Origin of the sequence: Streptomyces avermitilis MA-4680 = NBRC 14893 (genome assembly GCF_000009765.2) — a bacterium.
In the GTDB taxonomy this organism is placed as follows: domain Bacteria; phylum Actinomycetota; class Actinomycetes; order Streptomycetales; family Streptomycetaceae; genus Streptomyces; species Streptomyces avermitilis.
On the sequence record NC_003155.5, the window covers coordinates 1,820,911 to 1,843,541 of the forward strand.

A 22,631-nucleotide genomic window follows, 5' to 3' on the forward strand; every position below is an offset into this window, starting at 1 on the left:
GAACGGTGCGCCCCTGGGGGAAGGCGCAGGCCGGAGTTGCGATGGACAGTCTCTCCCGAGTCTGACAACGTTGTCCAGGCTCTATGCTCGACGCCACATCCTCATACAACCCCGGGGCCCGACGCATCCCCGTGGACGACAGGACAGGACAGCGCATCGTGGCAGAGACCGCCCGCAGAGCCGAGAACCGCTACGGCAACCGTCCGACCATGAAGGACGTGGCGGCGCGTGCCGGTGTCGGCCTGAAGACGGTCTCCCGCGTAGTCAACGGCGAGCCGGGCGTCACCCCCGACACGGAGCGCCGCGTCCAGGAGGCGATCGACGCGCTGGGCTTCCGCCGCAACGACAGCGCGCGGGTGCTGCGCAAGGGCAGCACCGCGAGCATCGGCCTGGTCCTGGAGGATCTCGCCGACCCTTTCTACGGCCCTCTCAGTCGCGCGGTCGAGGAGGTCGCCCGGGCCCACGGCGCCCTGTTGATCAACGGTTCCAGCGCCGAGGACCCGGACCGCGAGCAGGAGCTGGCGCTGGCCCTGTGCGCACGGCGCGTGGACGGGCTCGTCGTCATCCCCGCCGGTGACGACCACCGCTATCTGGAGCCCGAGATAAAGGCGGGCGTCGCCACGGTGTTCGTGGACCGCCCCGCCGGACGCATCGACGCCGACGCCGTACTGTCGGACAGCTTCGGCGGTGCCCGCGCCGGCGTCGCCCATCTCATCGGCCACGGCCACCGCCGGATCGGCTTCATCGGTGACATGCCCCGCATCCACACCGCCGTCGAGCGGCTGCGCGGCTACCGGGCCGCGATGGAGGACGCGGGCATACCGGTCGAGGACTCCTGGATGTCCCTGGGCGTCACCGATCCCGAGCGGGTGCGCCGGGCCGCCGAGAAGATGCTGTCGGGCCCCTCCCCCGTCACCGCGGTCTTCGCGGGCAACAACCGCGTGACCGTCACCGTCGTACGTGTCCTCGCCGAGCACGGCCGCCGCATCGCCCTCGTCGGCTTCGACGACTTCGAACTCGCCGACCTCCTCCAGCCGGGCGTCACGGTCGTCGCGCAGGACGCGGCCGCCCTCGGCCGTACGGCCGCCGAGCGCCTGTTCCGGCAGCTGGACGGCTCGCTCGTCACTCCCGAGCGCATCGAGCTCCCGACCCGGCTGATCACCCGCGGCTCGGGCGAGCTCCCGCCGGCGGACTGAACCGCCGACGGACGAGTGCACACCGCGGGGTGCCGGCCCTCGCTCCGGCACCGCGCGCGTCCACGGAGGTACCCGGCCGCTCGGCCCGAGGGGCCCGTGCCCGTCCCTGTCGACTCCGCCGTGCGAGGGCGGGGTTCGGGGTCACCGGACAGGTCTACGTCGTGCGGTGCCGGGTGCCCGCCCACACATCGGTGTCGCCGCCGGGGCGTCGGCAGCTACTTCGCGGACGCCGTCAGGTCGCCCCGCCTGGGCCCCGCGAAGCCCTCCAGGTCGGTCCGGGTCAGACCGGTCGCCTCGGCGACCTCCGCGACGTCGAGGGCGCCGCAGTCCAGGCCGCGCAGCAGATAGCCGCTGAGCGCCTTGGCGGTCGCGGGCTCGTCCATGACGTCTCCGCCCGCGCGGTCGGCGTACCGCGAGAGCCGTGCCGCCGCCTGCTCGAAGCCCTCGCGGTAGAACGCGAACACGGCCGCGTACCGGGTCGGGATGTGGCCCGGATGCATGTCCCAGCCCTGGTAGTAGGCGCGGGCCAGAGCCCGCCGCGTGAGCCCGTAGTGCAGCCGCCAGGCGTCGTGGACCTGCTCGGTCGGGCCGACCGGAAGGACGTTGGTGGAGCCGTCACAGACGCGCACCCCGGTACCGGCGGCCGCGACCTGCATGATCGCCTTGGCGTGGTCGGCGGCCGGGTGGTCGCTGGCCTGGTAGGCGGCGCTGACGCCGAGGCAGGCGCTGTAGTCGAAGGTGCCGTAGTGCAGTCCGGTGGCGCGGCCCTCGGCGGCCTGGATCATCCGGGCCACGGTCGCGGTGCCGTCGGTGGCGAGGATGGACTGGCTGGTCTCGATCTGGATCTCGAACCCGAGCCGTCCCGGTTCGAGACCGCGGGCCTTCTCGAAGGCCTCGAGGAGCCGGACCATCGCGGTGACCTGCTCGGCGTACGTCACCTTCGGCAGCGTCAGGACCAGCCCGTCGGGCAGACCGCCCGCTTCCATCAGCCCCGTCAGGAAGACGTCGAGCGTACGAATGCCCCGGTCGCGTACCGGCGCCTCCATGCACTTCATGCGGATCCCCATGTACGGGGCCGCCGTGCCGTTCCGGTACGCCTCGGCGATCAGCCGGGCCGCACGCGCGGCGGCCTCGTCCTCCTCGGCGTCGGGGCGCGGGCCGTAGCCGTCCTCGAAGTCGACACGCAGGTCCTCGATGGGCTCACGTTCCAGCTTGGCGCGTACGCGGTCGTAGACCGGCGCGGCGAGCTCCTCGGCGAGGCCGAGTGCGGTGGCGAAGGAGGCGGCGTCCGGGGCGTGTTCGTCGAGCGCGGCGAGGGCGCGGTCGCCCCAGGAGCGGATGGTGTCGGCGGCGAACACGTCACCGGGTACGTACACCGTGTGGACGGGCTGGCGGGTGCCGGGGTCTCCCGGGTAGCGGCGCTCCAGTTCCGCGTCGACCGGGGCGAGGGTGGCGCTGATTCCCTCGCTGACGGCGCCCGCGAGGCTCGTCGCCACCTTCTCCTGCTGGCCCTGACCCATCCCACACCCTCCCATTTTCCGCTACACGGAATCAACAATCCGTATAACGAAGCTATCTGGGCGGCTTCCCGCTGGTCAACACCCTCTTGAACCTCGGGCCGCATCTCCTGGACCATCCTGACTCGTGACCGAAGGAGGACGCGTGTCGAACACCAGCCGAGTGACCCGCCGCACGGGGCTCAGAACCGCGGCGGCCGTCGCGGCGGCCTTACCCCTGCTCAGTGCCTCGCCCGCCTCCGCCTCGCGGAACCGAGGCCGCCGCCTGGACGTGATGACGTTCAACCTGCGCTTCGCGAGCGCCTCGGAACCCCACAGCTGGGCCGTTCGCCGCCCCGTCATGCGCGAGCTGCTGCGCCGGGAGCGGCCCCACGTCATCGGCACCCAGGAGGGGCTCTACCAGCAGGTGCGTGACATCGAGGCCGACCTGGGCCCGCACTACGACTGGATCGGCACGGGCCGCGCGGGCGGCAGCCGCGACGAGTTCATGGCGGTCTTCTACGACACCCGCAGGCTCGCCCCGCTGGAGTACGACCACTTCTGGCTCTCCGACACCCCTGACGTGATCGGTTCGAACACCTGGGGCGGCGGCTCCATCCGCATGGTCACCCGGGTCCGCTTCCGCGATCTGGCGGACGGCGACCGGCCGTTCCATTTCCTCAACACCCACCTGGACAACGCGAGTCAGTACGCACGCGCGCGTGCCGCCGCCCTGATCGCCGACCGGATCGCGGGCCTCGACCGCTCCCAGCCGCTCGTGGTGACCGGCGACTTCAACGCCGCCGCGCACAAGAACGCGGTCTACGAGACGATGCTGGGCGCCGGACTCGTGGACACCTGGGACACGGCCGCCGAACGCGGCAAGCTGTACGGGACGTTCCACGGCTACAAGCCGCTGGTGCCGGACGGCGACCGCATCGACTGGATCCTGGCCTCGCCCGGAGTGGCCGCGCACTGCGCGTCGATCAACGCGTTCTCGTCGAACGGTCAGTTCCCCAGCGACCATCTGCCCGTGCAGGCGTCCCTGCGCCTGGCCTGAGGCGAGGGCCCCTGCGATCTGCGCCTGGCATGAGGCGAGGGCCCCTGCGATCTGCTCCCGGCATGGGACGAGGCCCCTGCGACCGTGACGGTCGCAGGGGCCTCGGAGCAGCCGATGCGGTCAGCCCTTGCGGGTCTTGACCTCGTCGGTGAGCTGCGGGACGACATCGAAGAGGTCGCCGACCACGCCGTAGTCGACCAGGTCGAAGATCGGGGCCTCGGCGTCCTTGTTGATCGCCACGATCGTCTTCGAGGTCTGCATACCGGCGCGGTGCTGGATCGCGCCCGAGATGCCGGAGGCGATGTACAGCTGCGGCGAGACGGCCTTACCGGTCTGGCCGACCTGGTTGGAGTGCGGGTACCAGCCGGCGTCCACCGCGGCACGCGAGGCACCGACAGCGGCGCCGAGGGAGTCGGCGAGCGCCTCGATGATCGCGAAGTTCTCGGCGCCGTTGACACCGCGGCCGCCGGAGACCACGATCGCGGCCTCGGTCAGCTCCGGGCGGCCGGTCGACTCGCGCGGGGTACGGCCGGTGACCTTGGTGCCGGTCGCCTTGTCCGAGAACGAGACCGACAGGGCCTCGACGGCGCCGGCGGCCGGGGCGGCCTCCACGGGAGCCGAGTTCGGCTTGACCGTGATGACCGGGGTGCCCTTGGAGACACGGGACTTGGTGGTGAACGAGGCGGCGAACGCCGACTGCGTGGCCACCGGACCCTCGTCACCGGCCTCCAGGTCGACGGCGTCGGTGATGATGCCGGAGCCGATGCGCACCGCGAGGCGGGCGGCGATCTCCTTGCCCTCGGCGGACGACGGGATCAGCACGGCGGCCGGGGACACGGCCTCGTAGGCGGCCTGGAGCGCGTCCACCTTCGGTACGACCAGGTAGTCGGCGTACTCGGCGGCATCGTGCGTGAGGACCTTGCCCGCACCGTGCTCGGCGAGCGCGGCGGCGGTGTTCTCCGCGCCGGAGCCGAGGGCGAGGGCGACCGGCTCGCCGATGCGGCGGGCCAGCGTCAAAAGCTCCAGGGTGGGCTTGCGGACGGCACCGTCCACGTGGTCGACGTAGACGAGAACTTCAGCCATGGGAATGCTCTCCTGCGGATTGCGAAGTCTGAGGGGCGGTAAGGGGTGTGGGCCTTAGATGAACTTCTGGCCCGCGAGGAACTCAGCGAGCTGCTTGCCGCCCTCGCCCTCGTCCTTGACGATCGTGCCGGCGGTGCGCGCCGGACGCTCGGTCGCGGAGTCGACCTTGGTCCAGGCACCCTCCAGGCCGACCTCCTCCGCCTCGAGGTCGAGGTCGGACAGGTCCCAGGACTCCACCGGCTTCTTCTTGGCCGCCATGATGCCCTTGAAGGACGGGTAACGCGCCTCACCCGACTGGTCGGTGACCGACACGACGGCGGGGAGGGAGGCCTCCAGCTGCTCGGAGGCGGAGTCGCCGTCCCGGCGGCCCTTCACGACACCGTCCTCGACCGACACCTCGGACAGCAGGGTCACCTGCGGGACACCCAGACGCTCGGCCAGCAGCGCCGGCACCACGCCCGCCGTGCCGTCGGTCGACGCCATGCCGGAGATCACCAGGTCGTAGCCGGCCTTCTCGATCGCCTTCGCCAGCACCAGCGACGTACCGATCACGTCGGTGCCGTGCAGGTCGTCGTCCTCGACGTGGATCGCCTTGTCGGCACCCATCGAAAGCGCCTTGCGCAGCGCGTCCTTCGCGTCCTCGGGGCCGACCGTGAGAACGGTGATCTCGGCGTCGTCGGCGTCGTCGGCGTCGTCGGCGATCTGCAGCGCCTGCTCCACCGCGTATTCGTCGAGCTCCGAGAGCAGACCGTCCACGTCGTCCCGGTCGACGGTCAGGTCCTCCGCGAAGTGCCGGTCGCCAGTGGCGTCGGGCACGTACTTCACAGTGACAACGATCCTCAAGCTCACGCCGGCTCTCCTACTGCATCGTCATTTCTGAGCTACCTCTTGCAGGCAGCATAGGCGCCTGAAGCGGCCGATCCCGGTCGGGGCGGCCCGCGCTCCGAACGAAATATTACTCGTCAGTACACATAGTGAATGCCCGCTAAGCAAGCGCTTTGAACTGTGACCTTGACAACGCTGCGTAATCGGGCGGCGGATCAGTCACGGAGGCCGCTGAAGCGCCCCTGGTGATAGAGGAGCGGCCGTCCGGCGCCTGTCGGGTCACCCAGGACGACCTCCGCGAGGACGATGCGGTGGTCGCCCGCGGGAACGCGTGCCACGACCCTGCACACCAGCCAGGCGAGCACGTCGTCGAGCACGGGTACGCCTTCCGGGCCCTCGCGCCAGCCCGTGGACGCGCCGAAGCGGTCGGCGCCGCTCTTGGCGAAGACACCGGCCAGTTCCTGCTGGTGCTCGCCGAGTATGTGGACGCCGACGTGGGCGGTCTCGGAGATCGCGGGCCAGCTGGACGCGCCGACGCCGATGCCGAACGAGACGAGTGGGGGCTCGGCGGAGACCGAGGTGAGCGAGGTGGCGGTGAAGCCGACGGGGCCCCCATCGCCCCGGGCCGTGATGACGGCGACTCCGGCCGCGTGGCGGCGGAAGACGGAGCGCAGCAGGTCGGGGGAGGCGAGCTGGGTGCCGAGGTCGGGCGTGGCCGTCATGGAGTTGTCCTTCTGCGAGAGGTGGGGAGCGGTTCCGGGGCTGTTCAACAGCCCGGACACCGCACACTCGCGGTGCGGGCCAGGGCCGCAGTCCGAATGCGTACGCGCTCGAAGAGAAGGAGTTCCGGGGGCATACGGTCAGGCTGACGATAGGTGGCGCGTGCAGTCAAGTGCGTTCCGGGATCTGGGAGCCTCGTCACCACGGATCAGACCGCCTCTCCCAGCGCGGCGATGACATCCGCCTTGCGGGGCTGCCCCGTTGCGCGCCGCACGATCCGCCCCTCCGCGTCGAGGACGAGCACCGTCGGCGTCTTGATGATGTCGAGTTCGCGGACGAGTTCGAGCCGGTCCTCGGCGTCGATCTCCACATGGGTGACCCCGGGAACCAGCCCGGCCACCTCCGTGAGGACCCGCCGGGTGGCCCGGCACGGCGCGCAGAAGGCGCTGGAGAACTGGACGAGTGTGGCCCGTTCGCCGAGCCCCTCCCCCAACTCCGCCGCGCCGAGGTGCTTTCCGCCGTCGCGCCCGCGCACTCTCACTCTCCCGCTCCGCCGCCGATGCAGCACTCCGTACGCGCTCGCCACCACGAGCACCACCACGCACACCACAAGTCCGGTCATCCCCGCCTTCAGCGTTCCCGCGGCCGTGGAGATTCCCGTGTTCACGAGACTGCAAAGATTCCCTGCTCCTCACCAGCGCTCCCGGTGCGGAATGCTTGATTCATGGACATTGATGTGAGGGGGCCGCGCTTCGGGGCGGCCGTGACGACCGTCGTGCTGGCGGTGGTGCTGATCACCGGCAGCGCCTGGCTGCTGGCCTGGCAGACGCTGGCCTTCGCGCTGGGCGCGGCGGGCGGTGCCGGGCGCTCGCCGTACGGGTGGCTGTTCCGGAAGGTCGTGCGCCCCCGCTTGGGGCCGCCGACGGAGTTCGAGGCGCCCGATCCGCCGCGGTTCGCGCAGACGGTCGGGCTCGGCTTCGCCGCCGTGGGTCTCGTCGGCTACACGGTGGGGCCGCCGTGGCTGGGCCTCGCCGCGACGGGATGCGCGCTCGCGGCCGCCTTCCTCAATGCCGCGTTCGGGTACTGCCTCGGCTGCGAGCTTTACCTGCTGGTGCGCAGGGTGACGGTGCGAGCGGAGTAAAGCACTGGGAAAACTCCGAGGTCGACCACTCGGCTGACGTGACGAGGATCTCGCCGTTCCCGGGCACCAGGACTGGCCACTCGTCCGTTCTTGGGGCACGATCTGCGCAATGCCGTAAACCTACGGCTGCGTAACTTTCCCGCCGGGCGCCCCATTCCAGGCAGAGAGAAGGGTCCACCCCGTCCATGGCAGAGCTTGTCTACCGTCCCGTCGTCGGTCTCGCCCAAACGTTGTTCAAGGCCTGGGACCTCAAGATCGACTGCAAGGGATCGGAGAACATTCCGCGCTCGGGCGGCGCCGTGCTGGTCAGCAACCACATCAGCTATCTGGACTTCATCTTCGACGGCCTGGCCGCCCTGCCGCAGAAGCGTCTGGTGCGTTTCATGGCGAAGGAGTCGGTCTTCCGGCACAAGATCTCCGGTCCGCTGATGCGGGGCATGAAGCACATCCCGGTGGACCGCAAGCAGGGTGAGACGGCGTACCAGCACGCGCTGGACTCGCTGCGCTCCGGCGAGATCGTCGGTGTCTTCCCCGAGGCGACCATCTCGCAGTCGTTCACCCTCAAGAGCTTCAAGTCGGGTGCCGCGCGCATGGCCCAGGAGGCCGGCGTCCCGCTGATCCCGATGGCCCTGTGGGGCACCCAGCGCCTGTGGACCAAGGGCCACCCGAAGAACTTCAAGCGCAGCCACACCCCCATCACGATCCGGGTCGGGGAGCCGGTCGAGGCTCCGACCGACCAGTACGCGGGCGCGATCACGCGGCGGCTGCGCGAGCGGGTCCAGGAGCTGCTGGAGGCCGCTCAGCGCGCCTATCCCGTACGCCCCAAGGGTCCGGACGACACCTGGTGGATGCCGGCCCATCTCGGCGGCACGGCACCGACCCCCGAAGAGGTGAAGGCGGCCGAGGCCCGCTGAATCGTCACACCGGGGCGCGGACGGTGATCCGCGCCCCCGGGCTGAACTTCTCGAGCAGTTCCGCGAGCTCGGCAGCCGCCGCCTCGAGGTGGGCCACCGGCATGGGGGCGAGACTCTCCAGCAGGAAGACCGCCGAGGCCGACTCCTCCGTGAGCCGGGTCCGCGGTCCCTGGCGCCAGTTCCAGCGGCGGCAGGTGACACCGGCGTCGTCGCACCACACGACCTCACCGGCGTCGGGGTGTTCGACGGCCTCCTCACCCGCGGCCACCGTCACGAACTCCTCGTCGCCCGTGGCCCGCACAAGACGCATTCCGCCCTGGACGCGGTCGAGGTCCTCACCGCCGACCGGGATCAGATGGGCGACGCTGACCGCGTTGTAGAGGTCGACGAGCATGTTGATACGGGGCAGTCCGGCATCGGCGAGGGCCCGCTTCGCCAGCGCCTCGGCGGAGTTGCGGGTGCGCGACGGCTTGGAGCCGAACGCCGTGTACACCTCACGCCAGGCCGCCATGTGCGGGTCCTCGTGCGGGGCGCGACCGTCGAGGCGTACGGCGAGCCGACGCGCCGCGTCCTCGAGGAGTGCCGCAGTACCTTCGTTACTGGGCCCGTTGAGCAGTCCGTGCGCCTCGACGGCGACATGGGTGAAGCCGGGTGCGAGGGCGCGCACCTCGTCGGACACGGTGAGCGTGAGCGTCATCTTCCTGCCTTGCCTCAGAGTGCGGTGGGGAGCGTCTTCCACAGGTGCGGCCGGTCGTGCGCGGCTTGGAGAGCGCCCAGAACCGCCGGATGAGGTTCAGCATACAGAACTGGATAGTCCAACTCATTGGACTCGGGATCGGGAGTGAAGGCCAGCCGCTCCCCGTCGAGCGAGAACCGGGCGTCGACCCCCGGCTTGTTTCCGCGGGGATCCTGCCGGTGCCACGCGCCGTCGAACCGCACGGCGACCAGCCCGTGCACCAGGTCGAGCTTCTGGTAGCAGAGCGCCGTGGGGATGTCCTCGGCCCGCAGCAGCGCGGCCAGCGCGTGGGCCTTGGCGTGACAGATTCCGGTGCCCTCGGCCAGGACGTCGGAGGCGCGCCAGGTGACGCGCAGGTCTCCGGAGTCCGCCGAGTGCGGGATGGCGTCCCGTACGAATTCGTACGCCGATCGCGCATAGGCATACGAGTCCACGGCCTGCTCGGCCAAGCGCGCAGCCGTCTCCCGCACCCGCGGATGGTGATGATCGATGACCTCGCCAGCGGCCAAGTAGGCGGACAGGTCCGGGGTCTCCTGCGTCAGCTCCATACCCGCAGAGCATAGAAATGCGACCACCCGAGCGTCAATGACTTTTCGAGTGATCGCATATCTATGCATCGAGGCGGGTGGCTGTGACTACCGGGCCATCTCCTCCTTGAGCGCCGCCACGAATCCGTCGACGTCGTCCTCGGTCGTGTCGAAGGCGCACATCCAGCGGACGTCGCCCGCGGCCTCGTTCCAGAAGTAGAAGCGGTAGTGCTTCTGCAGGCGCTCACTCACGTCGTGCGGGAGACGCGCGAAGACCGCGTTGGCCTGCACCGGGTAGAGGATCTCCACGCCGTGGACCGCGCGCACGCCCTCCGCGAGCCGCTGGGCCATCTCGTTGGCGTGCCGGGCGTTGCGCAGCCACAGATCCTTGGCGAGCAGCGCCTCCAGCTGCACCGAGACGAAACGCATCTTCGAGGCCAGCTGCATGGACAGCTTGCGCAGGTGCTTCATGTGGCTGACGGCGTCCTGGTTGATGACCACGACGGCCTCGCCGAACAGCGCGCCGTTCTTCGTCCCGCCCAGGGAGAGGATGTCGACGCCGACCGCGTTGGTGAACGTCCGCATGGGGACGTTCAGCGAGGCGGCCGCGTTGGCTATCCGGGCGCCGTCGAGGTGCACCTTCATGCCGTGCCCGTGGGCGTGGTCGCAGATCGCGCGGATCTCGTCGGGCGTGTAGACGGTGCCCAGTTCGGTGTTCTGGGCGATCGAGACGACCTGCGGCATCGCACGGTGCTCGTCGTCCCAGCCGTACGCCTGCCGGTCGATCAGCTCGGGCGTGAGCTTGCCGTCGGGCGTGGGCACGGTGAGGAGTTTGAGGCCGCCCATGCGCTCGGGGGCGCCGCCCTCGTCCACGTTGATGTGCGCGCTCTCCGCGCAGATCACCGCGCCCCAGCGGTCGGTGACCGCCTGGAGGGCGACGACGTTTGCGCCGGTGCCGTTGAAGACGGGGAACGCCTCGGCGCCGGCGCCGAAGTGGCTGCGGACGATGCGCTGGAGGTTGTCCGTGTACTCGTCCTCGCCGTACGCGATCTGGTGCCCGCCGTTGGCCAGGGCCAGGGCGGCGAGCACCTCGGGGTGGGCCCCCGCGTAGTTGTCGCTGGCGAAGCCACGTACCTCCGGGTCGTGATGCCGCCGGGCGTCGGTCTTAGGAGGGTTCACGGCTTCTCGGTCAGCCACAGACGGTTTCCGTTCACTTCGGCGGCGGACTGCTCCCAGACACCGGCGATGGCCTCGGCCAGCTCCTTGACGTCGGTGAAGCCCGCGAACTTCGCATTGGGGCGCTCGGCGCGCATCGCGTCGTGCACCAGTGCCTTGACCACCAGGACGGCAGCCGCGGACGTCGGCCCGCTCTCGCCGCCCGCCTTGCGGAAGTAGTCGGCAAGGGCCAGCGTCCACGCCTCGGCGGCGGCCTTGGCGGAGGCGTAGGCGGCATTGCCCGCGGTGGGCCTGCTCGCGCTCGAGGCGCTGATCAGGAGGTACCGGCCACGGTCGCTGCGCTGCAAGGCCTCGTGGAACGCGAGGGAGGTGTGCTGCACGGTGCGGATGAGCAGCAGCTCGAGGAAGTCCCAGTCGTCCAGGATCGTCTTGGTGAAGGTCTCGCTGCCGCGCCAGCCGCCGACGAGATGGACCAGGCCGTCGACGCGGCCGAAGTCCTTCTCGATGCGCGTGGCCCAGTCCCGGGTCGACTCCAGGTCGAACAGGTCGACCGTGTCCCCGACGACGGTGGCGCCGCCGTGCCCGTAGCGGGCCGCGTCGACGGCTTCCGCGAGCCGCTCGGGGTCGTTGTCGGAGCCGACGACGGTCGCGCCCGCGTCGGCGAGCCGGACGAGTGTCGCGCGTCCGGCGGGTCCGCCCGCGCCGGCCACCGCGATCACCGCACCGCTGAGAGCACCGTTCCTCATCTTCTTCGCCTCCTGAGCAGTGTTCTCGGCGCCGTCGCTCACGCGGCGGCCCGCTCGGCACTCGTCGCCGTGATGCCCTTGGTGGAGGCAATCACGTTCTTCAGCTTCTTGGCGAGCGCCTCATAGAACATGCTCAGCGGAAACTCGTCCGGGAGCACGTCGTCCACGAGCTTGCGCGGGGGCTGGGTCAGGTCGAGGGCGTCCGGGCCCTTGGCCCAGCGGGAGCCGGGGTGCGGGGCGAGGTAGGTGGAGACCAGCTCGTACGCCTTGAACCAGTGGACGAGCTTGGGGCGGTCGATGCCGGCCCGGTAGAGGTCCTCGATCTCGGCGCACAGCTCGTTGGTGACCTGCGGGGCACGCTGCCAGTCGATGTGCAGCTTGTTGTCCGTCCAGCGGACGACGTCGTGCTTGTGCAGGTAGGCGAAGAGCAGCTGCCCGCCGAGGCCGTCGTAGTTGCGCACGCGCTCACCGGTGACCGGGAAGCGGAACATCCGGTCGAAGAGCACCGCGTACTGCACGTCACGGCCCTGCGGGAAGCCGTCGGCCTCCAGCTTCACGGCCTCCTTGAAGGCGGTCAGGTCACAGCGCAGCTCTTCGAGGCCGTACATCCAGAACGGCTGGCGCTGCTTGATCATGAACGGGTCGAAGGGCAGGTCACCGTGGCTGTGGGTGCGGTCGTGGACCATGTCCCACAGCACGAAGGCCTGCTCACAGCGCTGCTGGTCGTGGACCATGGCGGCGATGTCCGCGGGCAGCTCCAGGCCCAGGGTGTCGACGGCCGCGTCGGTCACGGCGCGAAAACGGGCGGCCTCGCGGTCGCAGAAGATGCCGCCCCAGCTGAAGCGCTCGGGGGCCTCGCGCACGGCGATGGTCTCCGGGAAGAGGACCGCCGAGTTCGTGTCGTAGCCCGCCGTGAAGTCCTCGAAGGTAATGCCGCAGAACAGCGGGTTGTCGTAGCGGGTCGCCTCCAGCTCGGCGAGCCAGTCCGGCCAGACCATGCGCAGCACGACCGCTTCGAAGTTGCGGTCCGGGTTGCCGTTCTGCGTGTACATCGGGAAGACGACCAGGTGCTGGAGGCCGTCCCGGCGGTGCCCCGCGGGCTGGAAGGCCAGCAGCGAGTCCAGGAAGTCGGGCACCTTGAACCCGTCGTCGGACCAGCGGCGCAGGTCCTTCACCAAGGCCGCGTGGTAGGCGGCGTCGTGCGGGAGCAGCGGGGAGAGCTCCTCGACCGCGTCTATGGCACGGCGGACGGCCAGTTCGGCGTCGGAGGCGTCCGGCGCGCCCTCGGCCTCGAAGTCGATGGAGCCGTCCTTCGACTGCCATGGCCGAATCTGCTCCACGGCATCCTTGAGCACGGGCCAAGCCGGGTGCTCCACCACCCTGACCTGCGGAGGAACCTGCTCCTCCGAACGCTCCTGCACAAGAATTTCCGTCATAACCCATCCTCCACGAGAGAACCTCACGTATGGACACCGTATGCATATGAGGTTTCTTCCAGCAAGTAGGGGTTCGGGAAATTATCCTGCCTCACCCCCGCCTTCACCGCTCTTTTTCCTGCCGGACACCGTAGAGGCGACGACTTCCGCTATCGACCGCTGGGCATCCCGGGCGTCCGCGACGGGTTCGGCGAGAGGTTCGGCAAGGGGTTCGGCGAGGCCGAGGAATCCATGGAGCATGGCCGGATACCGACTACAGGTGACCGGCACCCCGGTCACACGGAGCTTCGCGGCGTAGGCCAGGTCGCCGACGCGGCGGCTAGGTGCCGGCGGGCCTCGGCCGTCGGCGACACTGCCGCCGAGGTCGGGAGAGTGCTCCTTGACGGCGTCGGCCGGCGGCATGAAGTCACCTCCCGAAGAGCCGAACATCCCGGGGGCGCATGCCATATGACCATTCGTCAGTTTCATGCCAGGCGCATGCCCGCGACCTCGGTCAACCTCCGCGTGACGCGCCCACCCAGGGGTGACGCGGACCGGCTGTACGGCCCGGGCCGCCGTTGGGCGGGGCCCCATTCACCCGTGTACAAGCGGGTTCATCGCGGACCGGGAGCATTAGGCTGCGGCCTTGCCGCGTGGCCACGGGAGCGCAGTACGCGGCAGCCGAGCCGCCGTCGACGGAAGCGAGTTGAGCCTTGAACTTCCTCACCATCGGTCACCGCGGAGTCATGGGCACCGAGCCCGAGAACACCCTCCGTTCCTTCGTCGCCGCCCAGCGTGCGGGCCTCGACCTGATCGAACTCGATCTGCATCTGAGCAAGGACGGGGCCCTCGTCGTCATGCACGACGCCGAGGTGGACCGGACGACCGACGGCACGGGACCGATCGCCGAGAAGACCCTCGCCGAGCTGCGGACGCTGGACGCGGGCCGGGGCGAGCGCGTCCCCGTCTTCGAGGAGGTCCTCGACGCCGTCAGCGCACCGCTCCAGGCCGAGATCAAGGACGTGGCGGCGGCGCGGGCGCTGGCCGAGGTGATGAACCGCAGGGACCTGGTCGCCCGGGTGGAGGTGCTCTCGTTCCACGACGCGGCCATCGCCGAGATCTCCCGCCTCGTGCCGGGGGTACGCACCGCCCTGGTCGCCAGCCGCTACGGCACCGACGTCGTCGACCGTGCCACGGCGGTCGGCGCCACCACGCTCGTGCTCAACATCCGGCGGCTGACGCTGGAGATCGTCGAGCACGCGCGCAAGGCGGACCTGAGGATCATCGGCTGGGTGGTGAACACCCAGGACCATCTGCGGCTCGTCCGGGCGCTGCAACTGGACGGCGCGACCACCGACTACCCGGAGATCAAACGCACCGGCCGTTTCACCGCATGAACGTCACGCCAGCGGCTTGACCAGCAGCTCGAACTCCAGGTCGTCGCGCTGCGGAACGCCGAAGCGCTCGTCGCCGTACGGGAAGGGGGTCGTCTCTCCCGTACGGCGGTAGCCGCGCCGCTCGTACCAGGCGATGAGGTCGTCGCGTACGGAGATCACGGTCATGTGCATCGCGGCGACGCCCCAGGCCTCGCGGGCCGCCCGCTCCGCCTCCCCGATGATCACCTTGCCGAGGCCACCGCCCTGGAGGGCGGGGCTCACCGCGAACATGCCGAAGTAGGCGTGGTCACCGCGGTGTTCGAGCTGGCAGCAGGCGACGACCGCGCCGGCCCGCTCGACGGTGAGCAGTCGGCTGTCCGACGACTTGATCACCGCGCGCACGCCCTCGGGGTCGGTCCGCTGCCCTTCCAGGATGTCCGCCTCGGTGGTCCAGCCGGCCCGGCTGGCGTCCCCGCGATAGGCCGACTCGATCAGCGCGACCAGCGCGTCGACGTCGGCGTCGGTGGCGTCGCGGAAGGTCAGTCCGGTGGCGGCGGTGTCCATGGGGCACTTCTCCGATCTCTGGCGGGGCTCGGGCACCGCTGAGCGTAACCCTCGCACTAGGCTCCGTTTGTATGGTCCACGTACTGAGCAGCCGCACCCTTCTGCGCCCCACCGACCCGGAACGCTCCCGCGCCTTCTACGGCGAGAAGCTGGGCCTCGCCGTCTACCGCGAGTTCGGCACGGGCCCCGAGCGCGGCACGGTCTACTTCCTCGGCGGCGGCTTTCTGGAGGTCGCGGGCCGCTCGGACAGCCCGCCGTCACCGGCCCTGAAACTGTGGCTCCAGGTGCCTGACGCGGGCACGGTGCACGAGGAGCTGAAGAACGCCGGCGTCGAGATCGTCCGGCCACCGGTACGGGAGCCGTGGGGCCTGATCGAGATGTGGATCGCGGACCCGGACGGTACGGAGATCGTGCTCGTGGAGATCCCGGCGGACCATCCGCTGCGGTACCGGCCCGGGATCTGATGCCGCTCGCGGGGCACGGGCTTAGCCTGCTGGAGGGGGCCGGACCGGCGGAAGGTACTCCATGAAGCTCGACAGGCCGGTGACCGGCGGGCCCTGCTGGACCGAGCTGGGCACCAGTGATCTGGAGGCGGCCAAGCGGTTCTACACCGACCTGTTCGGCTGGCGGCTGGAGACCGACCCTCGGCAGGAGGCCGGCGGCTATACCGTCGCGCACCTCGGCGACGCGGCCGTCGCGGCGATCTCCCCGCGGTACGAGGAGTCGCAGCCGGTCGCCTGGAACGTGTCGTTCTCGGTGGCGGACGCGGACGCGGCCGTCGCCACGGTGCGGGACGCGGGCGGCACGGTGGTGCTGGGCCCGATGGACGTGTTCGACGTCGGCCGTTTCGCGGTGGCGTCCGATCCGGGCGGCGCGGCCTTCCAGCTGTGGCAGCCACGGGCCTTCCCCGGCGCGGGGCTGTTCAACGCGCCCGGCTCGCTCGGCTGGGTGGAGCTGCTGACGCGGGCTGCCGAGCAGGCCACGGCGTTCTACACGACCGTGTTCGGCTGGAGTGTCAACGCCTCCGAGCACTACACACAGTGGGGTGTCGGCGGCGCCGACTTCGGCGGCATGGTGACGATGGACGAGCAGTTCCCGCCTCAGGTGCCGTCGCACTGGCTGCCGTACTTCGCGGTCGAGGACGTGGACGCCACCGCGCACGACGCGACCGAGGCGGGCGGCAGCGTACTCATGGAGCCCACGTCCGTGCCGGACGGACCACGGATCGCCGTCCTGCGGGACGCGCAGGGCGCGGCCTTCGGGATCCATGTGGGCGGCGAGGAGGGCTAACCACCGGGCTTCATCGGCGTGAGCTGGTGGATGCCATGGCGTGTGCGTGCCTCGGCGATCGCTCTCTGGTCGGGCGGGCCCGGGGCGTCGAGGATGTCGGCGATCTCCCGGATGTAGAGCTCATGGCCGGCCGGCGCCGCGAGGAAGAGCATCCGGGCGGGCACCGAGCCGGGGTTGGCGAACGCGTGCGGGCATCCCGAAGGCACGTACATCATGCTGCCCGGGCCGCCGCGGACGACCTTGTGACCGGTGCCGGACTCCCAGGCCCGCCAGTCGCCGGACGCCCTGATCCGCGGCTCGAAGGCCAGCAGATCGAGTTCGCCGTCGAGTATGTAGAACAGTTCCTCCGCTTCGTCGTGCAGGTGTGCCCCCACGTCGAACCCCGGCTCCACATCGGCCTCGAACACCGACCATCGGGCCGAGACGTCGGCCCCCACCTTGAGCGTCATGCCGGACGTACCCATCCGGCGGCCCGACCCGGGCGACAGGACCAGTCCATGGGTCATGGCGCACATCGTCCCCCGGAAGCCGGGCCTCAGGAAGGCGTCGGGCCTGCGGTGTCAACGACACCTGGCCGATGACCGGGGCGCACGCGGCGCGTTGTCGAAGTGGACAGAGGGCACCGGGCGGGCTCAGCCGCGCGGCACGCCGAGCCTGCCCTCCAGCTGGACCAGCAATTCGCCGAGCAGGCCCGCGAGTTCACCCTGCCCTTCGCCGTCGAGGCCGGACAGTACGGCGCTCTCGTAGGAAAGCTGCTCGGGAAGGATGCCGTCGACCAGCTCGCGCCCGGCGTCCGTGAGCCGGACGTGGGCCACGCGGCGGTCGCGGGCGTCTCCGCGCCGTTCGACCAGGCCGCGCTCGGTCAGCTGCTTGAGGCGCTTGGTGACGGCGGCCCCGGAGGAGAAGGTCTCGCGGGCGATCTCGCCGGGCGTCAGCTCATGGCCGGTGCGGCGCAGCGTGCCGAGGACGTCGAACTCGGGACGGGTCAGCCCGACGCGGCGCAGCGGGGCGTCCTCGGCCTGCTGGAGGAGGGCCGCGCAGCGGTTGATGCGCCCGATGATCTCCATGGGTCCGGTGTCGATGTCGGGACGGACGGCCCGCCACTGGCGCACCACGGCGGCCACGGTGTCGTGCGCCGCCGCACCGCCCCCGTCGGCGCCGCTGCCGGTGTGCGGCCGCCCGCCCGCCGTGCCGCCCCCGGTGTCCGTCCGTCCGTCCGCTGCCGTCATGCCGGTGCACCCTCCGTGGTGTGCAGTCCCTGCCGTCGTACCGTCGCCGCGAGCGTACGGTGTCCGGCCTGCTCGGCGAGCACCACCCGCTCCTCCGGCAGGGCGCGCTGCCACCACTCGCCGGCCGCGGCGTCCGTGGTGGCCCGCAGATCCACGACCGCGGCGGCCAGCTCGCGGCGGGCGGACTCCAGGGCCCCGGGCTCAGGGTGCTCGGCGGTGACGGTCTTCGCCGCGTGCTCCCGGGCGCTTTCCAGGGCGTCGAGGGCGAGCTCGATGCGGTCGCCGGCCCGCCGGTTGGTCACCGCGACCGCCGCGACGAAGCCCACCAGGGCCCCGACGAGGGTGTCCACGACCCGGTCGGTCATCAGCTCGCCGGGTTCCTGGAGGTGCGCGAACTCGGTGATGAGCAGGGCCATCGGGGTCACGCACACGCTGCCGAGCCAGTAGTTGCGGCCGATGAGTGCCTCGGCGCCGAAGTTGAGGGCGAGGCAGCTCAGCACGAGGGCCGCCGGGCCGAGATGCGCGAGCGGGGCGATCGCGGCGAAGGCGAGGACGCCCACGAGGTTGCCGACTACGCGCTGGATGCCACGGCTCCAGGTGAGCGTGACGTTGGCCTGGTAGAGCGAGGCGGCCGTGACCAGCGCCCAGTAGGGGCGGCCGACGCCGAGGGCGAGCGCGACGTATCCGGCGAGGGCGCACCCGAGGGCGGTGCGCAGCGCGATGGGCGCGAGGGGGCCGAGCCGGCTGAGCAACGGCCGTGCGGGGCTGTCGAGTTCGGCTTCCACACCGAGCAGTTCGTCCGTCGTGCCGTCGCCAGCCCGCGGGACGCGCGGGATCGGGATCGGCCCCTTGCCGCGCAGCTCGCGGGCCCAGGCGCGCAGCTGCCCGGCTTCGGCGTCCGCGGGCACGGCGAGCGCGACCTCGGCGCGCACGACGAGCCGTTCGAGGGCACGGCGGGGCGCGGTACGGGCGCCGGTGGACAGCAGCGACTGCCAGGCCGCGTGCACGGCGGCGGCCGCACCGGCGCGGGCCCGGGCATGTCCGTCGCCGGTGCCCCGTGTCTCGGCGTACGCGGCCGCGGCGTTCAGGGCATGGGCGGTGGCGCGCCGCTCGGGCCCGTGCGGCCGTACGAGACCGGGGGCCATGCCCACGATCCAGGCCCAGGCACCCGCGGCGACCGCGAGCGCCAGATGTCCGGGGACCTGGCCGAGGGTCCCCGGCGCGAACAAGGAAGCGGAGCTGATGAAGGTGAGCACGACATGCCCGGGCGGGCCGATGCGGGTCGCGTCGCACACCGCCTTCTGCGCGGCGGCCAGCAGCGCCCCCACGGTGACCAGCACGACGGCGCTGGTGGTGAGCGACGCCGCGATCAGGGCGACCGCGAGCCCGCCGATCATCCCGAGCACCACCCAGGCGAGGGCACGGGCCCGGGCGGCGTACGGGCGGTTGTGCGCGTAGAGGGCACAGAGCGACCCGGCCATCGTGTACATCGCCAGATCGAGGCGGCCGAGCGCAAGGAGGGTCAGGTTGGGCGGTGTGACCGCGGCGACCACGCTCAGGGCGGGTTTGAACCAGATGTCGGAGGGCCGGCCGAGGCGCAGCACGCCCACGAGGGGGAGCGGACGGACGCGGGAGGTGGTGGGGGTCGCACTGCTCATGCGTTTAACATTAGCAGGTGTTTTACTCGTAAAACATTGCCTGCGGGCCGGTGCGCGTCCCGTGCGCTCCCCCGCGTACCCCTGTGCGCTCGCGTGCGCACCGTCCGTGACGGGCATGCCCTGACCGACTGTCCGACACCGTCGAGCGGGGAGGTGCGCGGTGCACGGATCGGCTTCGCCCGGCTGGCTGCTCGTCGCGCTGTGCGCGGCGACCGGGACCTACTGTCTGCTGCGGATGCGCAGCGGCGTCGAGGAGCAGCGCCGGGCCGCGGGCGGCGAGGCGCTGATGGGGTTCGGCATGGCGGCCATGGCCGTACCGGCCGCGGTGGCCGCCCCACCCCGGTGGGCCTGGCTGGCGTACGCGGTGGTCTTCGGCGCGGCCGGCGTACGGGCCCTGTGGGGGGCGCAGACCGGCGCACACCATCTGCACCATCTGGTGGGCGCGTTCGCGATGGCCTACATGGCGGGGGTGATGGCAGCGTCCCCCGCGCACCACGAGCACGGTGCCGCCTCCGGGCTGCCGCCGGTGACAGGGGTGCTGCTGCTCTACTTCGCGGGGTACGTGCTGTGGTCCGGGGTGCGGCTGATACCGGTGGCGTCCGTGGCGGGGGGCGGCCGGAGCGTCGGCTGGGGCGACCGGCCCGAACTGGCGCGGGCCTGCAGACTCTCCATGGGGATCGCCATGGTCGCCATGCTCCTCACACTCTGACCACGCCCGATCCGTCCGCGCCGAGTCGCAGTGGCGCGAAGCCGAATCCCAGTGGTGTACGAAGCCGAGTCGCAGAGGCACGAAGCCGAGTCCGGGCCGCACGAACCCGTGGCGTGCGTCACTTTGCCATGACAGGCCGTATCCTCCGGCGCCGCCCCGCTCATAGGCTGCGCCCCATGATGGTCCCCGCGGCACTGTTGCTGCTCGGCGCCCTGACCGCCGTCGTCGCGCCGCGGCTGCTCGCCCTGGCCGACTGGCCGGACCGTGAACCGGTGGTCGCCCTGTGGGTGTGGCAGTGCGTGGTGGCGGCCGTACTGGTGTGCTGCGCGCTGTCGATGACCCTGAGCGCGGCCGCCGCGTGGGTGGCCGTGCGCGGTCATGTGTTCGCCGGGGCGCCGCACCCGGTCGTGGAGGCGTACGCGCTGAGCACCGGGGGTTCCTGGGCGTCGACGACCGCCGTGATGCTCGCGGGCGGCGGCGTGTGGAGCGCGGCGATGCTGGTCCGTGAGATCGCCCGGGCCCGGGCCCGCCGCCGGCAGCGCCGGGCCGAACTTCTCGTACGCGCACCGCTGTTGCCCGGCGAGGAACCCGGTGCCGATCGGCTCGTGGTGCTGGAGGGCGAGCGGCCCGATGCCTGGTGGCTGCCCGGGGCCGCGCCCCAGCTCGTCATCACCACGGCCGCGTTGCGCCGGCTCAAGGGGCGGCAGCTGGACGCCGTCCTCGCCCATGAGCAGGGGCACGCACAGGCCCGGCACGACTGGCTGCTGCACTGTTCGGGCGCGCTGGCGGGCGGCTTTCCCCAGGTGCCGGTCTTCGCCGCGTTCCGCGACGAGATGCACCGACTGGTCGAACTCGCCGCCGACGACGTGGCGTCCCGCCGGTTCGGCCGCCTCACGATCGCCCTGGCGCTGGTGGAACTCAACGAGGACCGGGGCGTGTTCGGCCCCTGCCCGACCCCGCAGGCCCACGTTCCGCAGCGTGTCCACCGCCTGCTCACTCCCCCGGACCGCCTCACGGCCGCGCGCCGGCTGCAACTGACGGCGGCCGCGGCGCTGGTGCCGGTGATTCCGGTACTGGTGGCGTTCGTACCGGGACTGCGGGCGCTCGGGTAATCACCTTTTCCAGCCACCGGTCCGCCCGTGCCGAACGACGGCGATCCTCCGGTCCCGCGATCCTCGTTCGCCTCCGGTCCCCCGGGTCGGAGAGGATCACTCCATGCACTCCCCGCCCGTCGGCTCGCCGCCCCGACCGCCCCGTCCCCGGGCCGCCGCGCGCGCCGTGGTGGTGCTCGCCGCCGCGTCCGCGCTGGTCGTCCTGCTGGTCGCCCTCCCCTGGCAACCGCTCATCGCCCTCGACGGCGACATCTCGCGCGCCACACACCGCTGGGCCGTGGACGAACCCGGTGTCACCCACGCCTTCCGCATCCTGACGGACTGGGTGTGGGACCCGCTGACGATGCGGCTCGCGTGTGCGGCGGCCGTCGTGTGGCTGGTGTGGCGGCACTCCGCGTGGCGGCTCGCGCTGTGGGTGGCGGCCGCGTGCGCGCTGGGCACGCTGCTGCAACAGGTCCTCAAGGCCGCGGTCGACCGTGCCCGTCCCGTGTGGCCTGATCCCGTGGACTCGGCCCACTACACGGCCTTCCCCTCGGGCCACGCCATGACGGCCACGGTGGTGTGCGGGCTGCTCCTGTGGCTGCTGCGCCTGTACGGCGCCGGGCGCGCACTGTGGCGTACGGGCGTCGCGCTGGCGGCGGTCTCCGTCGTGGGAGTCGGTCTGACCCGCGTATGGCTGGGTGTGCACTGGCCGTCGGACGTGCTCGGCGGCTGGCTGCTCGGGGCGCTGGTGGTGGCGGGCGCGATGGCGTCGTACGGGCGGTGGCACGGCTCAGGGCCCGCTTGACCCGCTTGACCCGCCCGCTTGGATGGTGTGACCCGCTTGACCCGATTGGATCGTGTGACGAAGGATCACCTGTATGGCGATCAAAGGTGTGCTCTTCGACTTCTCCGGAACGCTCTTCCGTATCGAGTCCACCGAGTCCTGGCTGCGCGCGGCGCTCACCGCGGCCGAAGTCCCCCTGCCGGAACCGGAGTTGATCCGGACCGCCGAGGAACTGGAGTCGGTGGGCGCGCTGCCCGGCGGGGCGCTCCCGTCCCAGCCGCTGCCCGCCCGCCTCGCCGAGCTGTGGGAGGTCCGTGACCGCAGCGCCGCCCAGCACCGGGCCGCGTACACCGGCATCGCCCGTCAGGTGCCGCTCCCGGATCCACGCCTCCACGACGCGCTGTACGACCGCCACATGGCCCCGGCGGCGTGGTCCCCCTACCCCGACGCGGCCGAGGTGCTCGGCGCACTGCGCGAGCGCGGGGTCGCCGTGGGGGTGGTCAGCAACATCGGCTGGGATCTGCGGCCGGTCTTCCGTGCGCATGGCCTCGCCCCGCACGTGGGCGCGTACGTCCTGTCGTACAAGCACGGCATCCAGAAACCGGACACCCGCCTGTTCGCCCTCGCCTGCGAGGCGCTCGGCGTCGCCCCGCAGGACACGCTGATGGTCGGCGACGACCGCCGCGCGGACGGCGGCGCGGCGGCCCTGGGCTGCGGAGTGCACTTCGTGGACCATCTCCCGGCCCCGGAACGCCCGGACGGCCTCCGGCCGGTACTGGAACTGGTCGGCTAGGGCACCTGCGGCCAGTGCTCCGTCCGTGCACGACCGCCCTGGACGCTCCCCCGCGACGCCCAGGGCAGACGGCAACCGCCGGAACCGACCCGCACGAGG

26 protein-coding genes are annotated in these 22,631 nt (G+C 71.3%); 11 read left to right on the plus strand and 15 right to left on the minus strand.

Annotated features, from left to right (window positions below; genetic code table 11):
* The first annotated feature begins 158 nt into the window (after positions 1–158).
* Positions 159–1,196, plus strand: coding sequence for a LacI family DNA-binding transcriptional regulator (locus SAVERM_RS07850; protein WP_010982915.1), 1,038 nt, complete (start codon positions 159–161; stop codon positions 1,194–1,196).
* 215 nt (positions 1,197–1,411) lie between these two features.
* On the opposite strand, the gene SAVERM_RS07855 is transcribed toward SAVERM_RS07850, so the two are convergent.
* Positions 1,412–2,716, minus strand: coding sequence for a DUF6986 family protein (locus SAVERM_RS07855; protein ID WP_037645967.1), 1,305 nt, complete (start codon positions 2,714–2,716; stop codon positions 1,412–1,414).
* A 142-nt stretch (positions 2,717–2,858) separates the two neighbouring features.
* On the opposite strand from SAVERM_RS07855, the gene SAVERM_RS07860 reads away from it, so the two are divergent.
* Positions 2,859–3,752 carry an endonuclease/exonuclease/phosphatase family protein gene (locus SAVERM_RS07860; RefSeq protein ID WP_037645965.1) on the plus strand — a complete coding sequence of 298 codons (894 nt, stop codon included), beginning with the start codon at positions 2,859–2,861 and terminating at the stop codon, positions 3,750–3,752.
* A gap of 120 nt (positions 3,753–3,872) precedes the next feature.
* Here the strand turns inward: SAVERM_RS07860 and SAVERM_RS07865 are convergent, their stop codons facing one another.
* From SAVERM_RS07865 to SAVERM_RS07880, 4 genes are all read right to left on the minus strand, one after another.
* Complete coding sequence (locus tag SAVERM_RS07865; protein ID WP_010982918.1) at positions 3,873–4,835, minus strand: electron transfer flavoprotein subunit alpha/FixB family protein; 963 nt, start codon at positions 4,833–4,835, stop codon at positions 3,873–3,875.
* A 54-nt stretch (positions 4,836–4,889) separates the two neighbouring features.
* A complete protein-coding gene (locus tag SAVERM_RS07870) occupies positions 4,890–5,684 on the minus strand; it encodes an electron transfer flavoprotein subunit beta/FixA family protein (protein ID WP_010982919.1) in 795 nt (264 codons plus the stop codon).
* A 191-nt stretch (positions 5,685–5,875) separates the two neighbouring features.
* A complete protein-coding gene (locus SAVERM_RS07875; protein WP_010982920.1) occupies positions 5,876–6,382 on the minus strand; it encodes a flavin reductase family protein in 507 nt (168 codons plus the stop codon).
* A gap of 206 nt (positions 6,383–6,588) precedes the next feature.
* Positions 6,589–7,002: a TlpA family protein disulfide reductase gene (locus SAVERM_RS07880; RefSeq protein ID WP_010982921.1), complete on the minus strand. Its 414-nt coding sequence runs from the start codon at positions 7,000–7,002 to the stop codon at positions 6,589–6,591.
* A 102-nt stretch (positions 7,003–7,104) separates the two neighbouring features.
* Between SAVERM_RS07880 and SAVERM_RS07885 the strand changes: the two genes are divergently transcribed.
* Entirely contained in the window at positions 7,105–7,521 is a 417-nt protein-coding gene (locus SAVERM_RS07885) for a DUF4395 domain-containing protein (RefSeq protein ID WP_010982922.1), read from the plus strand.
* A 185-nt stretch (positions 7,522–7,706) separates the two neighbouring features.
* Positions 7,707–8,435, plus strand: a complete 729-nt coding sequence (locus tag SAVERM_RS07890) for a lysophospholipid acyltransferase family protein (protein WP_010982923.1) — start codon at positions 7,707–7,709, stop codon at positions 8,433–8,435.
* Positions 8,436–8,439: 4 nt separating this feature from the next.
* On the opposite strand, the gene SAVERM_RS07895 is transcribed toward SAVERM_RS07890, so the two are convergent.
* From SAVERM_RS07895 to SAVERM_RS07920, 6 genes are all read right to left on the minus strand, one after another.
* Entirely contained in the window at positions 8,440–9,132 is a 693-nt protein-coding gene (locus SAVERM_RS07895; RefSeq protein WP_010982924.1) for a B3/B4 domain-containing protein, read from the minus strand.
* A 14-nt stretch (positions 9,133–9,146) separates the two neighbouring features.
* Positions 9,147–9,719 carry a transglutaminase domain-containing protein gene (locus SAVERM_RS07900; RefSeq protein WP_037645961.1) on the minus strand — a complete coding sequence of 191 codons (573 nt, stop codon included), beginning with the start codon at positions 9,717–9,719 and terminating at the stop codon, positions 9,147–9,149.
* A gap of 87 nt (positions 9,720–9,806) precedes the next feature.
* Entirely contained in the window at positions 9,807–10,877 is a 1,071-nt protein-coding gene (locus SAVERM_RS07905) for a threonine aldolase family protein (protein ID WP_010982926.1), read from the minus strand.
* A complete protein-coding gene (locus tag SAVERM_RS07910) occupies positions 10,874–11,620 on the minus strand; it encodes an SDR family oxidoreductase (protein WP_010982927.1) in 747 nt (248 codons plus the stop codon). Before SAVERM_RS07910 ends, SAVERM_RS07905 begins: the two co-directional genes overlap by 4 nt.
* Before the next feature lie 38 nt (positions 11,621–11,658).
* On the minus strand, positions 11,659–13,056 hold the full coding sequence (locus SAVERM_RS07915; RefSeq protein ID WP_010982928.1) for a DUF6421 family protein: 1,398 nt from the start codon (positions 13,054–13,056) through the stop codon (positions 11,659–11,661).
* An 81-nt stretch (positions 13,057–13,137) separates the two neighbouring features.
* Positions 13,138–13,458 (minus strand): alpha/beta hydrolase, encoded by a 321-nt coding sequence (locus SAVERM_RS07920; RefSeq protein WP_137865271.1) that lies wholly within the window; start codon positions 13,456–13,458, stop codon positions 13,138–13,140.
* Between the two features lie 290 nt (positions 13,459–13,748).
* Between SAVERM_RS07920 and SAVERM_RS07925 the strand changes: the two genes are divergently transcribed.
* The gene (locus SAVERM_RS07925) at positions 13,749–14,432 is read left to right on the plus strand and encodes a glycerophosphodiester phosphodiesterase (RefSeq protein WP_010982930.1); all 684 of its coding nucleotides are present in this window, start codon (positions 13,749–13,751) and stop codon (positions 14,430–14,432) included.
* A gap of 3 nt (positions 14,433–14,435) precedes the next feature.
* Here the strand turns inward: SAVERM_RS07925 and SAVERM_RS07930 are convergent, their stop codons facing one another.
* Positions 14,436–14,975 (minus strand): GNAT family N-acetyltransferase, encoded by a 540-nt coding sequence (locus SAVERM_RS07930; RefSeq protein ID WP_010982931.1) that lies wholly within the window; start codon positions 14,973–14,975, stop codon positions 14,436–14,438.
* A 71-nt stretch (positions 14,976–15,046) separates the two neighbouring features.
* Between SAVERM_RS07930 and SAVERM_RS07935 the strand changes: the two genes are divergently transcribed.
* Entirely contained in the window at positions 15,047–15,439 is a 393-nt protein-coding gene (locus SAVERM_RS07935) for a VOC family protein (protein ID WP_010982932.1), read from the plus strand.
* A gap of 61 nt (positions 15,440–15,500) precedes the next feature.
* Positions 15,501–16,265 (plus strand): VOC family protein, encoded by a 765-nt coding sequence (locus SAVERM_RS07940; protein ID WP_010982933.1) that lies wholly within the window; start codon positions 15,501–15,503, stop codon positions 16,263–16,265.
* Here the strand turns inward: SAVERM_RS07940 and SAVERM_RS07945 are convergent.
* From SAVERM_RS07945 to SAVERM_RS07955, 3 genes are all read right to left on the minus strand, one after another.
* The gene (locus SAVERM_RS07945) at positions 16,262–16,780 is read right to left on the minus strand and encodes a cupin domain-containing protein (protein WP_010982934.1); all 519 of its coding nucleotides are present in this window, start codon (positions 16,778–16,780) and stop codon (positions 16,262–16,264) included. The genes SAVERM_RS07940 and SAVERM_RS07945 overlap by 4 nt on opposite strands.
* A gap of 117 nt (positions 16,781–16,897) precedes the next feature.
* Positions 16,898–17,494 carry a MarR family winged helix-turn-helix transcriptional regulator gene (locus SAVERM_RS07950; RefSeq protein WP_010982935.1) on the minus strand — a complete coding sequence of 199 codons (597 nt, stop codon included), beginning with the start codon at positions 17,492–17,494 and terminating at the stop codon, positions 16,898–16,900.
* The gene (locus SAVERM_RS07955) at positions 17,491–19,152 is read right to left on the minus strand and encodes an FUSC family protein (RefSeq protein ID WP_010982936.1); all 1,662 of its coding nucleotides are present in this window, start codon (positions 19,150–19,152) and stop codon (positions 17,491–17,493) included. Before SAVERM_RS07955 ends, SAVERM_RS07950 begins: the two co-directional genes overlap by 4 nt.
* A 160-nt stretch (positions 19,153–19,312) precedes the next feature.
* On the opposite strand from SAVERM_RS07955, the gene SAVERM_RS07960 reads away from it, so the two are divergent.
* The 4 genes from SAVERM_RS07960 (at position 19,313) to SAVERM_RS07975 (ending at position 22,532) form a co-directional block, all read left to right on the plus strand.
* Complete coding sequence (locus tag SAVERM_RS07960) at positions 19,313–19,861, plus strand: DUF5134 domain-containing protein (protein ID WP_010982937.1); 549 nt, start codon at positions 19,313–19,315, stop codon at positions 19,859–19,861.
* Between the two features lie 176 nt (positions 19,862–20,037).
* Entirely contained in the window at positions 20,038–20,973 is a 936-nt protein-coding gene (locus SAVERM_RS07965) for a M56 family metallopeptidase (RefSeq protein ID WP_010982938.1), read from the plus strand.
* Positions 20,974–21,076: 103 nt separating this feature from the next.
* The gene (locus tag SAVERM_RS07970) at positions 21,077–21,760 is read left to right on the plus strand and encodes a phosphatase PAP2 family protein (protein ID WP_010982939.1); all 684 of its coding nucleotides are present in this window, start codon (positions 21,077–21,079) and stop codon (positions 21,758–21,760) included.
* A 73-nt stretch (positions 21,761–21,833) separates the two neighbouring features.
* Positions 21,834–22,532, plus strand: coding sequence for an HAD family hydrolase (locus SAVERM_RS07975; protein WP_010982940.1), 699 nt, complete (start codon positions 21,834–21,836; stop codon positions 22,530–22,532).
* Positions 22,533–22,631: the final 99 nt, after the last annotated feature.